Annotated in this window: 11 protein-coding genes and 1 tRNA gene; 2 read left to right on the top strand and 10 right to left on the bottom strand. The window is 43.0% G+C overall.

Annotated features, from left to right (window positions below):
• Positions 1-18: 18 nt before the first annotated feature.
• Positions 19-1,227, bottom strand: coding sequence for a DegT/DnrJ/EryC1/StrS family aminotransferase (locus OOZ15_RS02010; RefSeq protein ID WP_265954036.1), 1,209 nt, complete (start codon positions 1,225-1,227; stop codon positions 19-21).
• Between the two features lie 223 nt (positions 1,228-1,450).
• Positions 1,451-2,083, bottom strand: coding sequence for an NAD(P)H-dependent oxidoreductase (locus OOZ15_RS02005; protein ID WP_265954035.1), 633 nt, complete (start codon positions 2,081-2,083; stop codon positions 1,451-1,453).
• A gap of 222 nt (positions 2,084-2,305) precedes the next feature.
• On the opposite strand from OOZ15_RS02005, the gene OOZ15_RS02000 reads away from it, so the two are divergent.
• Positions 2,306-2,390: transfer RNA gene (locus OOZ15_RS02000), tRNA-Ser, on the top strand.
• 199 nt (positions 2,391-2,589) lie between these two features.
• Here the strand turns inward: OOZ15_RS02000 and OOZ15_RS01995 are convergent.
• The 4 genes from OOZ15_RS01995 to OOZ15_RS01980 are packed head-to-tail and all read right to left on the bottom strand — an operon-like array spanning position 2,590 to position 4,875.
• A complete protein-coding gene (locus OOZ15_RS01995; RefSeq protein ID WP_265954034.1) occupies positions 2,590-3,510 on the bottom strand; it encodes a VOC family protein in 921 nt (306 codons plus the stop codon).
• Between the two features lie 19 nt (positions 3,511-3,529).
• On the bottom strand, positions 3,530-3,988 hold the full coding sequence (locus OOZ15_RS01990; protein WP_265954033.1) for a VOC family protein: 459 nt from the start codon (positions 3,986-3,988) through the stop codon (positions 3,530-3,532).
• 38 nt (positions 3,989-4,026) lie between these two features.
• Positions 4,027-4,428, bottom strand: a complete 402-nt coding sequence (locus tag OOZ15_RS01985; RefSeq protein ID WP_265954032.1) for a DoxX family protein — start codon at positions 4,426-4,428, stop codon at positions 4,027-4,029.
• Between the two features lie 33 nt (positions 4,429-4,461).
• Entirely contained in the window at positions 4,462-4,875 is a 414-nt protein-coding gene (locus OOZ15_RS01980) for an SRPBCC family protein (RefSeq protein ID WP_265954031.1), read from the bottom strand.
• Positions 4,876-4,989: 114 nt separating this feature from the next.
• Here OOZ15_RS01980 and OOZ15_RS01975 point away from each other — a divergent pair, with 114 nt between their 5' ends.
• The gene (locus OOZ15_RS01975) at positions 4,990-5,961 is read left to right on the top strand and encodes a GlxA family transcriptional regulator (protein ID WP_265954030.1); all 972 of its coding nucleotides are present in this window, start codon (positions 4,990-4,992) and stop codon (positions 5,959-5,961) included.
• 49 nt (positions 5,962-6,010) lie between these two features.
• On the opposite strand, the gene OOZ15_RS01970 is transcribed toward OOZ15_RS01975, so the two are convergent.
• The 4 genes from OOZ15_RS01970 to OOZ15_RS01955 form a co-directional block, all read right to left on the bottom strand.
• Positions 6,011-7,096 (bottom strand): DUF2652 domain-containing protein, encoded by a 1,086-nt coding sequence (locus OOZ15_RS01970; RefSeq protein ID WP_265954029.1) that lies wholly within the window; start codon positions 7,094-7,096, stop codon positions 6,011-6,013.
• Positions 7,097-7,341: 245 nt separating this feature from the next.
• On the bottom strand, positions 7,342-9,270 hold the full coding sequence (locus OOZ15_RS01965; RefSeq protein ID WP_265954028.1) for an OmpA family protein: 1,929 nt from the start codon (positions 9,268-9,270) through the stop codon (positions 7,342-7,344).
• 11 nt (positions 9,271-9,281) lie between these two features.
• Positions 9,282-10,193 (bottom strand): PorP/SprF family type IX secretion system membrane protein, encoded by a 912-nt coding sequence (locus OOZ15_RS01960; protein WP_265954027.1) that lies wholly within the window; start codon positions 10,191-10,193, stop codon positions 9,282-9,284.
• A 16-nt stretch (positions 10,194-10,209) separates the two neighbouring features.
• Complete coding sequence (locus tag OOZ15_RS01955) at positions 10,210-16,257, bottom strand: DUF7507 domain-containing protein (protein WP_265954026.1); 6,048 nt, start codon at positions 16,255-16,257, stop codon at positions 10,210-10,212.
• Positions 16,258-16,536 lie beyond the last annotated feature (279 nt).

Here is a 16,536-nt window from a genome sequence, read left to right as displayed (position 1 = left end):
GAAGGAATTTCACGGGACTTACCCCAAGGTAATTGATTTTACCGATTGAACCACTTCTTTTATTTTTGTAGCTCTCGCTTTTGTTTCTTCTTCAGTCCATCCCAGTTTAATGAGCACACAAACAGCACGTCCCAACCAGTAATCTGACTGACTAAAATCTTTGCTATGGTAATCCGGTAGGCCGTTAAGTACTTCCTCAGGGAGTTTCCCTAAGCTGGTTTTATTTTTTAGATGATCCCATTTTTTGACATAGTGCCAATTGTTATCAAACCAATAAAAACAACCATCAACGCCGTTTTTACCTAATGCTTTATGTGTATTCCTTGCCGTTTCTTCATCCGGAAGGAAGAAGGTCAAAAAAGAATAGTTTTCTTCTCCTTCATCGGGAACACGTCTCATCGTAACTCCTTGAATATCAATTAAAGCCTCTCTTAAAATAGTATAATTTTTCTTCTGAATAGCTAAAAAATCATCCAATCTGCTTATTTGAGCCAAACCAACCGCCGCATTCAATTCTGAAATCCTAAAATTATAACCCAAAAAAGGATGGGTTTCCGCACCACGGTCTTTTCCCACATGATCATGTCCGTGATCTGAATAATGATCGGCATGGGTAGCATAAGTCTCATTATTTGTTATAATCGCCCCTCCTTCTCCACAAGTAATGGTCTTTACATAATCGAAAGAAAAACAGCCTAAATCACCATAACTTCCCAATGGTTTTCCGTCATAACTTCCACCGATGGCCTGACAAGCATCTTCCAACAACAACAAATCGTGTTGCTCACAAATGGCTTTCAGTTCTTTCAGCTGTGCCATAGAACCACACATGTGTACAGGCATCACCACTTTAGTTTTTGGCGTAATGGCCTCTTCCACCTTTTCAGGATCAAGTGTAAGCGTATCATCTATATCCACTAAAACGGGCACAGCCCCCAAAGCGATAATGGATTCAAAACTGGCAACAAAGGTAAAAGTAGGCATGATTACCTCGTCCCCTGCCCCTATTCCGGCACTCGCGAGTGCTATAGTCAATGCAGAAGTCCCACTGCTCACTAATTGCGTATGTTTAACTTGCATACGTTCAGAGATGGCTTTTTCCAACTCCACAGCCTTCCAATGTCCGTTTCGCATGCCATCAAATCCGTAGCGCATCAAAACGCCACTTTCCAAGACATCATTTACATGTTTTCTCTCTAAATCACCAAAAAGTTCAAATCCAGGCATATCAGTATTTTTTAATCCCACTAAGTGGGTTTAATTCCCCGACGCCCTGCGTCGAAATGAATTAAGGTTTGTCCATTTTAATACCTCGCTAACCTGTTCTTTGTCAGCAAACAGGCTTATTCCTGAGGTAATTGATTAAATAAAGAAACAAAATTATGGAAAAGCAAGCGTTTTATAAAGCTATTTTGATGTTTGTTATTTGCCTCTTGGCAAACTGAAAAGATCAAGATAGTTCCACAACGCTATCGCTCATCGGTTTACGTACTTTTTTAAATTCGGCAAACATATCGTCTTCTGCACGGTAGCCTACCGGCATAACCAAAACCGACCTTAAATGTTTCTCATTTAAATTCAGAAGTTTGTCATAAGTCTCCGAGGAGAATCCCTCCATTGGACAGGCATCTATGTTTTCCACCGCACAAACCGTGAGTAAATTTCCCATTGCGAGATAAACCTGCTTTTCTGCCCACTGCTGTATCTCCTCTGCAGTTTTATTTTCAAAATCCTCAATCAGGAAATTCTGAAAAGGTTCAAGAACCTTTTCGGGCGTATTCCTAATGTTCTTTACCCTTTCGAAATATTTTTTAATATAATCAGCTCCAATATTTTGTTCTACACAAAACACCAAAAGATGGGACGCGTCTTCCACCTGCGGTTGATTCCACGAGTGTTCTTTTAATTTCGATTGTAAAGCCCTATCATTTATTATAAGTAATTTAACCGGCTGCAATCCGTATGAAGTTGCCGTTAAATTGAATGCATTTTTTAAAATTTCCAGTTTATTTTTAGGCAATGCTTTATTCGGATCAAACTTTTTGGTGGCATAGCGCCATTCTAACGCTTTGATGATATTCATTTTCAATCTGTTTTACACAAAAATACATTTTAAATTTATTGATGCCTCACATTCTTAGCTTTCAAAAAAATTATAGTGCTGATTTACAGCTAAAAATATTTTTTAGTCAAAAAAAGTCCGTTTTCGTCTTTTCGAATTAAAAAAAGGTTTCTATATTTGCACCCGCCTACGCAAAATACTATTGCTTTGGCGGGAAATTCCGTTAAAAAGGCCAAAATTACTGGAGAAATGGCAGAGTGGTCGAATGCGGCAGTCTTGAAAACTGTTGAGGGTCACACCTCCGGGGGTTCGAATCCCTCTTTCTCCGCAAAAGAAAACCCGCACCAAAAAGGTGCGGGTTTTTTGTTTTTCAAAACAAAGGAAACTTGTTTCCATTTGTTTGTGGAGGAAAACAAAAAAACCAGCGCACGTAGTGCGTGTGGTTTTCATGCTTGCTCAGGATTACCTGTCAGGATCATGCTAATAATCCCTTTGCAGTAAATTTCATTTTTAAAGTTTAAACTATTTTACTTGTCGTAGGCTGCCTTCAATTCGTCCACATTCAACTTTTTCATACGGTTGATGGCTTCAAACAATTTTTGCCACTTTTCAGGTTCGTCGAGAGCCAATTTTTCGGTAAGGAACTCGGGCACAATTTGCCAAGACACCCCAAACTTGTCCTTGAGCCAACCACATACAGATTCACTGCCTTCTTCGGTAAATTTATCCCAGAAATAATCTACTTCCTTCTGGTCCTTACAATTTACATAGAACGAGATGGCCTCGCTGAAAGGCATATCCTTTTCGGTACCGTTGTCCATTAGCATAAAGGTCTGACCTGTCAACCGGCATTGAGCGTGCTTGACCATTCCTTCGGGAGCGGGGTCGCCCGCATTGTATTTTGCTATTCCATCCGAGGATGAGTTCCTAAAAATGGACATATAGTGGTTCATCGCCTCTTCAGCATTTCCACGCTGTTGTCCGGAATACATCACGAGCGGACAAATACGCTGCCCCACGTCTTCCAATTTTCCTTTCATCAATTGCCATGAAACCCCAAATCGGTCGGTGACCCAACCATAACGCTCGCTCCAGTCATAGCTGTCAAGAGGCATCAAGGCTTGCCCGCCATCTATTAGTCGGTTCCATACTGTATCCACTTCGGCATCGGTTTCAAAGACAGCAAAAAAAGAGATGGAGGGATTGAATTTAAACAATGGACCTGCGTCGAAAGCACAAAACTGTAATCCGTCCAAGGTGAATACAGCTTGTTGTACAGTATCGGGTTTGGTAGATTCGGGTGGAAATGGTGTTTTCTCCGGCCATTTTTTCAATTGAGTAATTGACGAATTTGGAAAAATGGAAACATAAAAGTTCACCGCTTCTTCCGCTCTATCATCGAACCAAAGAAATGGCGTGATTTTCTGTGTTGTTTTAAAAGTGTCCATAACGTTATGATTTTTGTTTTCAAATTTTGTTAAACGATTGGGCGGAACTTTTTTTGCAATGAAACAGCCAATGGTGCCCGTATTTATCGGTAAGCCCGCCAAACAGTTCTCCCCAAGGGGTTTCCTGCAAGGGGTGGGTCGTATTTCCACCAGCTTTCAGGTTTTTGTAATAGGTTTTGATCCCATCTTCATCGTTACAGTCCAATAAAATAGAAACCGAATTGCCCCGCAATACTTCTTTATCCACCATATCGGTGCCCATCAGAATCAAATCATCTTTTTTTAGGGATGCCTGTACGATATAAACTTTCATACCCTCGGGCAGCTTTTCCGTTTTAGGAGATTCTCCCAACGTCTGAAAATGCAATTCCCCACCAAGGCATTCCTGATAAAATTCCATCGCTTCCTTGCAATTTCCATTAAACGTAAGGTATATGATCAGTTGTCCCATGTTCTTTCTGTCATTGTTTTCTTGCACTACATTTTTTGTTGGTTGACCTTTTTGGCTGTTTAAATTTATGGTGCGACTTTAACCGCATCGACCTCTGGACTGACGGCTTTATTGATTTTGTGGTAATAGCGGTAGGAGACCAACAAAATTGCCAGTATAATCAATGGAAAAATCGCATTAAATCCGAACCCGTCAACGACCCAATTACTGATACAAGCAAATAAGAAGTTAAAAGTAAAACCCGCGTATGCCCATTCCTTTAACCATTTAGGTACAATTGGAATGACCAGGATCAAAGCCCCGAGTACTTTAAAAACTACAAGGGCAGTACCAAAATATTCAGGGTAACCCAAATGGCGGACGCCTTCTTTTGCAAGTTCCGTTTGAGAGGTCAGTGCCGGCATTACACCTTCAAAAAGGAAGATAATGATTGTTGCCGTCCAAAATATAATTTTGTTAGTTTTCATTTTGCTATTGTTTTTTATGTTAATATTTATTTTTTAGTCAATGCCTTCTGCATACTTTTTAAAATTGTCCAGAATGGCCTGCCAACCGTCCCGCTGCATTTCAATGGGGTTTTGGGTTTCGGCGTCGAAGGTGCTGACTATTTCCGTTTGCCCATCCTGTTCCTTAAAGTCCACTTCCACTTTTCGCCCGTCGCCAAGAGTGTAAGCAATTCGTTTATGTGGTACTATTTCATCATAAGTGCCTCCAAAGTCAAAACCGAAACTCCCGTCCTTCGCCTCCATTCTTGAAAGAAATGCTCCACCAACCCTCAAATCATTTTCCGCATGGGGAGTATGCCAGTCTTCTGATGGTGTGTTCCACTTTACAATATGTTCTGGACCCGACCATAGATCCCATACCTTTTTTGCAGATGTGTTTACTGTGTTTTTTACTGTAATTCGTTCCATGATATGTGTTTTTAAATGTTTACAGTACAAATTTGCGAACATTAATTTAAAGTATTCGGGTATGATAACGGCTAATCTGAGGGTTGATCCCGCCAAACTTTTTATATTTGAAGTATGAAAAACATAGCCATATTAGTCCCCGAATCGGCAGTCGCCGAAGGTGTAACCGGTCCCCGTTACCTATTTACCACGGCGAATCAATTTTTACAGGCCGCTGGAAAGAAAGCCTTATTTAATGTGCAATTGGTAGGTAGCCAAAAGGAGGTACGGGTGCAAGACGGGTTCTATTCCATTTCAACAGATGTGCTTTTGGAAAATGCAGGACAAGCCAACCTTGTCATCGTGCCACCTGTTTTTGGTGATATGGAAAATTCGATCACGCTGAACGAAGCCGCCCTTCCATGGATAGCCCATCAATATAAAAACGGGGCGGAAGTGGCCTCATTATGTGTAGGTGCTTTTTTGTTGGCTTCCACCGGACTTTTGGACGGAAAAAAATGCTCTACGCATTGGGCCTACTACAACGAGTTCAAGGAACGGTTTCCCGAAGTGGAAGTAGTGGATGGAGGCGTTATTACCGAAGAAAACGGTATTTATTCCAGTGGTGGGGCGAACTCATTGTGGAACCTATTGCTTTATATACTGGAAAAATATACGGACAGGGAGACGGCAATATTGGCCTCCAAATATTTTGCCATCGATATCGACAGGGAAAGCCAGTCTGCCTTTATGATGTTTACGGGACAGAAAGGTCATAACGATGAAGAAGTGAAAAAAGCACAGGAATACATAGAGGAAAATTATCAGGAAAAGATAACTGTGGACGAACTGGCCGAAATGGTGGCCGTAAGTCGCAGGAGTTTTGAACGGCGTTTTAAACAGGCTACCAACAACACGGTCATTCAATACCATCAACGGGTAAAAGTAGAGGCCGCCAAACGCAGCTTTGAATCCACCCGCAAGAACATTACTGAAGTGATGTTCGATGCGGGATATACCGATACCAAGGCATTCCGCAATGTGTTCAAGAAAATAACGGGTTTGACCCCAGTTGAATACCGAAACAAGTACAATAAGAATATATAGTTTCTAACCATAAACTTGACTGAACTCCCTGTCCGGTAAAATGAAGATTTTAAATCCTTACAGAGCTTTCCGGTACCCTTATTTTCCCGACAAGCCCATCGAGATTTTGCAATGACTTAGTAATGGTGGACTTTACCTTATCCTTATTTCTCAAATCGAACATGAGTTTCGAGAACAGATTTTTTTTGATATAATAGTCGAGGGTCAGTCTTGTTTTCCGGTCGCCTAGTTTTTTCAAAGTGTAATGTGAGAGTGTTTCCGTTCCCTCTTCTACTTCACTGAATTCTATCCTTTCTTTTTGATAGGAATAATGGTTAGCATAGGTGAAAGCTTCCCCACGGTCTGAAATAATCTTACATCGCAAACCGATTCTGGGGAGAAAATGGTTTTCGACCTGCACGTTCTTTACACCCTGCATCCAACGGGACCGGTAATTGAAATCCGCTGCGGCATGCAATAAGGTAATGATATCTGTTTTGTATTCCCTTGTAAATGTGAGTACCTTGGTTTTTTCGGTCAGGTCTAGTTTTTGGATCGGGTCTTGGGGAAGTTGCTCTTTAAGGGGGCCTAGTTGGGCATAGCGGAACGCTATCGGACCTTCTTCAGTAAGCTTTTTACTATCGCGCCATGCTATCCATTCGTCCAGATCAGATAGAGGATTGTTTTTTGCAAGCTCGGCCGTAACCAACCAGTACTCGTGGTTTGCTATATCATTTTTAAGGAGCCGATGAGCCACTATGATATCCTTGCCGATCAGCTTATTAAAATCCTTGACCTTATATCCGGTAAATTCCCCGTAGTGGGTAATGACTTTTAAGGTAAGTCCAATGGCGGACATGCAGGCCTTACATTGGCAATAACGCCTATTTTCATAGGTCATCAGATTTTTGTGAAATGCTTCGAACATTCCCTTTACCTGCCCATAAACTTCTTTCAAAGGCGGGCGTTCTCCGAATTTATAGAATAAAATGGCATCGCCCTCGATTTCGGAAACGGTAAGACCTGTGTGGTTGGCATCGATCAGAATTTCCAATAGTTCGCCTATAATGAGGCGGCTATGCTCAATTTCCATTTCGCTCACAAAACGTGAAAACCCGCTAATGTCCGGTATAAATATCAGGCCCTTGTTTTCCACTATCCAGCTTTTTAGGACAATAAAGATACTGATTTAGACACGTATTTCATAGGTCATCCGCTTTTTAAGGAAGATAATGGGCAACTAATTTTTTCTGGGGCTTCCTGTATTTTCATCGCAGTATAAATAACCTTTGGGAGTAATAAAAAATTTCTTGAAACCGGCTATCCCCGAGGCAGAGCCTCGAGGAATTTTTTAGATATAAAAAATGAGTATAACCAGAAGGATGAAAGTAACTAGAACGTCTACTTAATAATTATAAACTCACTCCTTCTGTTCAGCTGATGTTCTTCCTTGCTACATTTTACCCCATTACCACAATCATTCAATAATTGAGTCTCTCCATATCCTTTAGCAGATAATCTTTCAGGAGCTATTCCTTTATCGATTAAATATTGCATGGTTGCTTTTGCCCGTTTGTCCGACAGCTGCATGTTATAGGCATCATTCCCCCTGCTGTCTGTATGAGAATGTATTGAAATTTTCATATCCGGAAATTGTTGCAATACGACTAATACTTTCTGTAAGTCCACTTCTGCATCAGGTCTTATGTTCCATTTATCAAAATCGAAGTAAATGTCCTTGATTCCTAAATATTCTGCAAGATCGAGTCCCTCAGTTATTGGGAATCTATCCCTTTGCAATTCGAAATTGATTTCCTGTTCTGGTACATCTTTTTGGGAAATGGCCTCATCGGTACTGAAATTTTCCTTTTCTGCCCTTAACCGGTATATTTGATATCTATCGGTCTCTTGGTCATACCTTCCTTCATTGTCAGTATGGATCTCTATTGCTTTACCTTCATCAGTAAAAAAAATGATTGTTGTTGCGGCAAGTGGTTCACGGGTATTCTTATCTATCACTTTTCCATAAATGCGAGCTTTTAACAGCTCTCTTATATCCTTTTGTTCTAAAAATGCGTAAATATCATCATATCCTTTCCCTCCTGTTCGATTAGAGCTTATAAATCCTTTATGGGTTCCAGTATCTATAGAAAATGCAAAATCGTCGAATTCTGAATTTACAGGAGTTCCCACATTGATCAGGCTTCCGGTTGGCATGTCATTTTTAAGAATGACATAAAACACATCATATCCTCCCAAACCAAAATGCCCGTCGGATGAAAAATAAAGTTCTCCCCTCTCAGTCACAAAAGGAAACGATTCTTTTCCTCTGGTATTAACCTTTTCCCCAAGGTTCTCTGCCCTCCCCAAGGTTCCGTCGGAATGTATTTCTGCCATAAAGATATCCGTAGCGCCCAACGATTCAGGTCTATCGGAGACAAAATATAATTTATCTTCGGTCGGACTTAAAACAGGATGCGCCGTTGAAAACCTGTCTCCATTAATTGACAAATCTTCCACATTCACCCATTTTCCATCAATATTGGTAGCACGATAGATTTTGAGGTGTTGTGTCTGGAGCTTCCCGGTTAGATTCTGAGGTGTTGTATTATTTCTGGTAAAGTACATGGTTTTATCATCTTTTGTAATAGCAACAGATGATTCGTGGAAGCGTGTGTTCACTTCCCCCTTGATTTTTTTAATATTTTTCTTCTCAACCGAGTCGACAGGAGTCTTATAAATATCTAAAAAAGTATGTCCGTCCCAGGCACTTTTTCGCTTGATCACCGTACCTGTATCGCGGGTGGAAGCAAAAATCAGGTATCCATCATACACTGTCGATCCAAAATCGATACCATCGGTATTTACTGGTAGATTCGTAATCGTATAACGATTGGAATGTTTTTCTATAATATCTAAGTAATTCGCTGAGGAGGTAAAATCCTTGTTCATGACACCTCCCTTTTTCATAAAAAGGTCATAATACTTCCGGGCCTTTTTATCGTTTCCTGTAACTTTGAGACATTGGGAATATCTTAAATAGTATATAAAGTTTACGTCTTCTTCTAATTCAAATAATTGTTCATACCATTTGCCTGCTTCTTCATACTTAGCATTAAAATAATAAGTGTTTCCCAGCTTTTTAAAGAGTTCTGCGGACTTATACCCTTTGTTTGCCACCTTTTCATAAATATCTGAAGCTTTTATAAACCCAAGACGGGAATATTCCTTTTCTGCCCGGTTTAACTTTTGTTCCTGTGCAATTACTGTACATACAAGCAACATGCACATCATTATCAACCATCCTTTAATATAACTTTTGCATACCATTCGTTTCTATTTTAAAAAAATCTAGGGTTAACAGTGTTCCTTATAATTGTATTCAGTTCGAACCTGAGAAAGATTTCATGAGAGCCCTGATTATAGTTACCTAATTCAGTTGTATCATAGTCATAAGCATAGCCCAGCATTAAACGGTCTGTAACCTGAAATCCGAGAAGACCACTTACAGCAGCATCCCAACGATACGCTGCACCAAGGGTAAAACGATCATTAAACAGGAGATTTGCCGATACATCAACGGCCAAGGGAGCTCCTACCACGGCTTTAGTTAATACAGCCGGTTTAAGCTTCAGGCTGCTGTTCAGATCGAAAACATACCCACCTATTAAATAGAAATGAGCTTTTTCGGTTACGGAAGAAACCGATACATCATCATAATGGTTTGTTTCCAGAAAATTGGGAGATGATAATCCAATATACCACTTATTGGTATGTAGATACGCACCTGCCCCAATAACCGGAGCGGTACGGTTAATATCCTGCATACCCGGATCGTTAATTTCTTCAGGATTTAATTTATCCATATCTACATCAAGGGAGCTAAAACCAGCTTTAATACCAAATGATAGTTTAACCCTATCAGAGGTTTGAATGGTATAAGAAATATCTGCCGCTACCATGTTCTCAGAAGATGGTCCCACTTTATCACTTGTAAATGAAAGTCCCGCTCCCAGTCCACCACGACCTATCGGACTATTCATAGAAAAAGCCAATGTTTCGGGCGCTCCTTCAAATCCAATCCATTGTGAACGATAAATCCCATTAAGTCCCAACAATCCACGGCTTCCTGCATAAGCAGGATTTATCGTGATTGTATTATACATGTATTGTGTGTATTGTGAATCCTGTTGCGCGTGCGCTACAACTCCAACAAATATTCCTATTACTACAACTAATATCCTTGATCTCATCTTATATTGTATTGTTTTATTTATTTATATATAAATATCCCTGCTTTGATGCCCTGCTTCCACTGTCAGTATAATATTCGATCACATAGAAATATGTTCCGGCCGGTAGTGCTTCTTCCTGTTGCAATGTGGCCCGCCCTCTAGAGATCCCTCTAAAGACCCCTGTCTTATTGTCGTATCCGGAACGTTCAAAAACCAAAATTCCCCATCGATTATATATCCTCACTATATTATCCGGATAACAATCTATTCCATCTATTTTGAAAAAATCGTTTATTCCGTCATTGTCCGGTGACAATGCATTAAATACTTCGAGGGTACAATTCTGAACCTCCATAACAGTAGGTTCGTCACCAGACATATCTGCATTATCTGAAATATCTTTCACTGTAATTCCTGAAACAGTTTTTCCAGTAACTGTTGCCTGGTTAATAATTACTCCATTATCAAGGTCTTTCTGGGTGATGGCATATGTTCCCGTATAACCACTGTTTTTACGCTCTCCAACCTCCAGATCGAATGGCTCTCCTTCCATATCTATCCCCGGCAGGCTGTCGGTAATAACAACATTCTGTAGCGGTACATCACCAACATTTGTTACTATAAATTCATAGGTTATGGTTTCTCCAATATCAGTATCCCCATTACGATTCTCATCATTAAATTTAGCCGTTTTAACTAGTGCTATTTCCGAGTTCGCCATAGGTATAGTACTAGTACAGTCAGGACAGCCCGGATTAGGATCCGGGGTCGGACTTGTCACCTGTACGATATTGACCAGGTCGCCTGTAAAGTCCGCCGGGGTCTGTACCGTAACCGTGTAGGTCACTACTGCATTGTTCGGAAGTGTATTTATTATTTCATCTATGTCACCCGTACCGCTGGTATTCGGAAGCGTAACTGCACCAGTTGTTATTTCGGCAGTCCAGTTTGTTATCGTTGTGCCCATAGGGGCCGTATCCGTGATATTCACCTGCTGTGCATCACTTGGTCCGTTGTTCCTAACGGTAATGGTATATTCCACAGCCTCCTCGGGAATATAACTGGTCTGACCGGCATCGCTTGTCTCTTTGACAACCTCCAGATCGGCCTGGACTTCCGGTGGTAATGGAGGGGTCTCACAGTCAGGGCAGCCCGGGTTGGGATCCGGGGTCGGACTTGTCACCTGTACGGCATTAACCAAGTCGCCTGTAAAGTCCGACGGGGTCTGTACCGTAACGGTATAGTTGACTGTTGTTCCGTCGGGTAGTGTCCCGATGGTTTCATTAAGGTCTCCTGTGCCGCTGGTATTAGGCAAGGTAGCCGTACCATTGGTCACTGCTGCTGTCCAGTCGGTAATCGTCGTGCCCGTTGGGGCCGTATCGGTGATGTTTACATCCTGGGCATCACTTGGTCCGTTGTTGGTCACCGTAATGGTATATTCTACTGCCTCCCCTGGAATAAAACTGGTCTGAGTGGCATCGCTTGTCTCTTTGACAACTTCCAAGTCGGCTTGGGCATCAGGTGGTAATGGAGGCGTCTCACAGTCAGGACAGCCTGGGTTCGGGTCCGGGGTCGGACTTGTCACCTGTACGGCATTGACCAGGTCGCCTGTAAAATCCGCCGGGGTCTGTACCGTAACCGTGTAGGTCACAAGTGCATCATTCGGAAATGTATTTATAGTTTCATCAATATCACCCGTACCGCTGGTATTCGGAAGCATAACTGTACCAGTTGTTACTTCGGCAGTCCAGTTTGTTATCGTTGTGCCCACAGGAGCTGTATCCGTGATATTTACCTGCTGGGCATCGCTCGGACCGTTGTTGGTAACGGTAATCGTATATTCTACCGACTCGCCCGGAACGTATTCCGTCTGTCCAGCATCGCTCGTAGTTTTCACTGTGACAATATCAGCCTGCGGGTTCGGGTTCAGCGGAGGTGTTTCGCAATATTCACAATCCGGATCCGGATCGGGTGTTGGGCCGGTGACCTGAACCACGTTCACCAATTCTTCCACGCTCTGAGGGAACGTTTGAACAGTAACGTGGTACATCACTTCAGCGCCAGCAGGCAGCAGATCGATGGTTTCGTCAATACTGCCGGTTCCCGACGTATTCGGTAAGGTCACGGTACCAGCCACAACTTCTGCCGTCCAACCTGCGATTTCCGCTCCGGCAGGATCTACGTCTACAATGTTTACTTGTTCTGCATCACTCGGACCGTTGTTCGTTACGGTTACTGTATATTCAACAGTTTCACCGGGAACGTATTCTGTCTGTCCGGCATCACTTGTCACTTTTACCGTTACAATATCTGCCTGCGAAACATAATTCAATACAACATCATCAAAGACACTACAGGTACCGTTGGTTACCGTCCAGCGCAATGTTACCGAAGTATTCGGGTTGAGCGTAACGGTTGCATTCGGGTCGTTTACATCTGAAATCGTTCCGGATAACGAGCCATCGATAACACTCCATTCGCCTGTCCCCAAAGTCGGAGCTGTGGCATCCAGTGTAGAGGTACCATTGTCATATTGTATTTGATCATCCCCAGCCTCGGCTATTGGTGAATCATAAATCGTTACAGTGAACATTTGTTCATCGAAACATCCATCTATTGCATCATAGGCATATAGGGTTGTTGTGCCAATAGTGGTAAAGATGTCACCGGCCTCGTATCGAGTACCTAAACCATTTTGCTCGGTATAATATGCTTCATTGCCAGAAAGTGTTAGACCTGTAATAGTTGGTAGTACAAATTCCACACACCCTTCTTGGTCATTCAAAGGGTCAATATGTGGAGCCGGCTCAATAGTCAACATCACCGGAGTCCTGTCTGAACTTGGGCAATTGGCATTAACTGCTTCTGCATAATAAGTAACAGTCCCAATGTCATCCAAGATCGGGTTTGTTACCACATTACCCCCTGTCAAGGCGTCATACCAGACAAGTGTTTCTCCTGAGGCTACAGTAGCGGTAGCCGTTAAGCTCTGAATGGGGTTATCTGCACAAACCGTTTGATCTCCACCACTAACGGGAGCTGCCGGTACTTCAGGTACTTCATCAATAGTTACATTAACAGGATCGCTCTCACAATCAAACTCATCCTTAATGATTACTGTATAATCCCCTGGTAATAGACTGGTAAATTCGTTTTCCGACCCGAATGTGGTACCCCCATCGATTGAATAAGTAGCTCCCGTGTATTTCGGCATAAAAATGGTACCCGTAGCTACCTCACAATCTGGTTGGGTAAGTATTGGTGTCGGTGCTTCCGGTTCTTCATTAACAGTGGCTTCTGTTTCCAAACTAACACAATTGGTCACCATGTTTCGGGCCGTTACCGGGTAAGTCCCCGGTGCCACTGAGCCAAATACCGGATCAGCTTGATAATCTGTTCCGTTGATGGAATATTCAAAATTGGTACCCAATGGATCGGTTACTTCGATGCTGCCCTGACCATTGATACAGAACGGTTGGCCGACAATGACCTCTGGGGCATCGATCAACACAGCTTCCACGGGCATGATGGTGCTACAGCCTGTCGTCGGATCTTCTCCGCGGATGTAATAGGTACCTGTTTCCGAAACGGACTCCGGGTTGCTCAATGCCACCGTACCTTCTGCATCCTCGAAATAGCTAAATATCAAACCGGGTGTACTTCCGGTTGTCACGGCTGCATCGGTGAGGTCCACCGTTGCGGGCAAACACTCCGGATCAGGATCTGTGATGACCAGCTCCGGCAGATCATTAATAGTCAACTCAAAACTTTGTTCATCTGAGCACGCCTGTGTACTTTCCGGCTGGAACTGATAATCTGCACTGAAACCGGAGAACTGCCAATTTTTAAAGCTCCCCTGATACGTTTCCACAGCTATCACGATAGCGATGTTTCCTGCCAGCACATCGGCCGCAGGAACTATGCCCGACACTATAGGCGTCATCGCTGTATTTGCGGGAAAATTAACGGTCAACGGAGTCTGATACAATATCTGATCGGTGCTTTTATCAATTATTCCCAGTCTTCCGGAATACCCTGCTCCGCTCCCGGGTCCTTGATTCGTGACAGTAACCTGTGCGTTTATATTGACCTCGGTTCCGAAACAAGCGGATGTATCGTCAATCGACACATCACCGACAAGCCCCAGATAAATTTGTCCACCTGTAGGTGTCCCGGGGCTATCGTATAATATCTGTTGATTTGCGGTACCCTGCCAGAAACCGGGATTGGTCGCTCCCGGGTATTGGTGATGGGTACCATCTTCAAATAGATCATCAATGACATAAGCTGTATTGGATGCGACTGTCAGATCTCCTTCACAGTTATCCTCCGCTTCCATGGCATCATAGACATAAAGCGTAGTGTTACCGCTATCATCGATAACATCGCCCGGAAGGTATTTTGTCCCTCCTCCATTGGGTTCTGTATAGTAAGCCTCATTTCCGGTAAGATCGGTTCCCGTGATCTCGGGGAGTTCATAAGATACACACTCATTTACATCTTCAATTTCATCTAATACAGGTGTCGGCAGAATATTCAGTGTAACCGGTGTCCTGTTCTGACTGATACAGGTACCGTCGTCCGCCGCGGCATAATATGTGACGGAACCAACCGTTTCCAAGCTCGGATCTGTTACCACATTTCCTCCGGCAGGGACATCATACCAGATCAACTGGACGCCATCGGGCACGGTAGCCGTTGCTGTTATTTTTTGAATAGGATCGTTTGCACATTGCTGGATATTGCCACCGCTGACCGGTGCGGGCAGTTCGCATTCGTTCAGGCAAAACAGGGTGGGATCGTTATGTTCTTCGGTTTCCGGATTATCACTGACCACCGTGGTGCCTCCCTGTGAAATGGTAGCCTGATTGGAATAGCAGCTTCCATACAAAGCATTATCAGCAACCTTGACCGAAACCCGGAACGTCAGCGGTTCTCCGGTAGCAGCCGTTGGCTGTACCGTAACTCCACTGATGGTCAATACCTGTCCCGAAATGCTCACTGTACCTCCCCCCGGTGTGGCCGGCTCCACCGAACCGGAGACCCAGCTTAGATCAGATGATGCCAACACGTCTTCAAAATCATACGTAATGGGCAACATCTGGTTGTTATAGATGCTGAATTCAAACTCCACTTCATCTCCGGGCACCAGACCTTCAGCAGGTATGCTGATCTGCTTTTCCAAACGTGTGGGAAAACAGGCCGTGGCATCGAAGGTACGATACGGATCTACTGCCCTGACGTTAACAAAAACATTATTCGCGGGGTTATACCGGTATAGCCGTTCACCTCCGTTTGCGGTATTTGAACTGTTGGTATAAAAATATACCCGTCCCTGAACATCATTCCAGGCACCGCCTGCATGCACACCGGGTACAGATCCGGACGACGGGTTAATGATGGCCTGATTTCCATTATTCGGATTAATACGGATAAGTTGTCCTCCGGCAATTCCATATAAAAAGCCGTTATAGGGAGAAAACGCCAAATCTGCTACATTGATGTCCCGGCTCAGGCGGACGGTAGTATACCTCATTGTTGTCAGGTCAACGGTTACCAAAAAAGCCGTGTTGTTATTTGTAACCGCCATGGTATACAGCTTATGGTCCAAACCGACCACTCCCGGCGCTATAGTGACACGTCCGCCGTTGGGGTTGACATTAACGTTTCCCGTCCAGGTTGCCAACCCGGGCGTTTGTCCCGGTGTGGGTTGCGGCGCTCCCAATCGTGTTACGGTCCCTTCTGCATCAATCCTGACAATATCGGCTCCGGTAAGGGAAGGTGAATCTCCCGCTGCCATGCCGTAAATAAAGTTGTCTTCAAAATTATAACCGATCCCATTATAGCGATCGGGAATCGAAGGTGTAATCGTTGCGTTAACTATGGTAGGATTGTTTGCTTCCACGATATACAGGGTGGACGGAGTGGTACCGCTTGGCGAACTCACCAAATAGGCCGAACCATTACAATCAAAGGGTTCTTCCTGGGCATAAGCACTGGTTAACCCCATAAACACTCCCCATAACATCAAAATCAGAATACGATGTTCCTTTAGTCTTTTTAGTTTATTTAGTAATAACATTTATGATAATTATTTGAAACTTTAAAAAAATTGGACATACCACTATTACGGCAGTAGGACATTTATTTCCATAATTTGGCAACAATTACTACATATATAATTCACCAGGCTCAATTAGAATATATCACTTCAAACCAGAAAATGATATGTTGTGAATTGACCAGAATTCTCTGTTAATTTTCGAAAAAATGTTTTGTAGGGGGGGGGGAGGAAAAAGGTAAACAGTAGTTAAGAATTCTTCATGAGTATTTTTCTATCAGTTTAACAATCTATTAAACG

Origin of the sequence: Galbibacter kalidii, from assembly GCF_026241135.1 — a bacterium.
Lineage (GTDB): Bacteria > Bacteroidota > Bacteroidia > Flavobacteriales > Flavobacteriaceae > Galbibacter.
The sequence above is the reverse complement of the archived record's forward strand: the minus strand, read 5'-3'. Positions and strand labels throughout refer to the sequence as shown.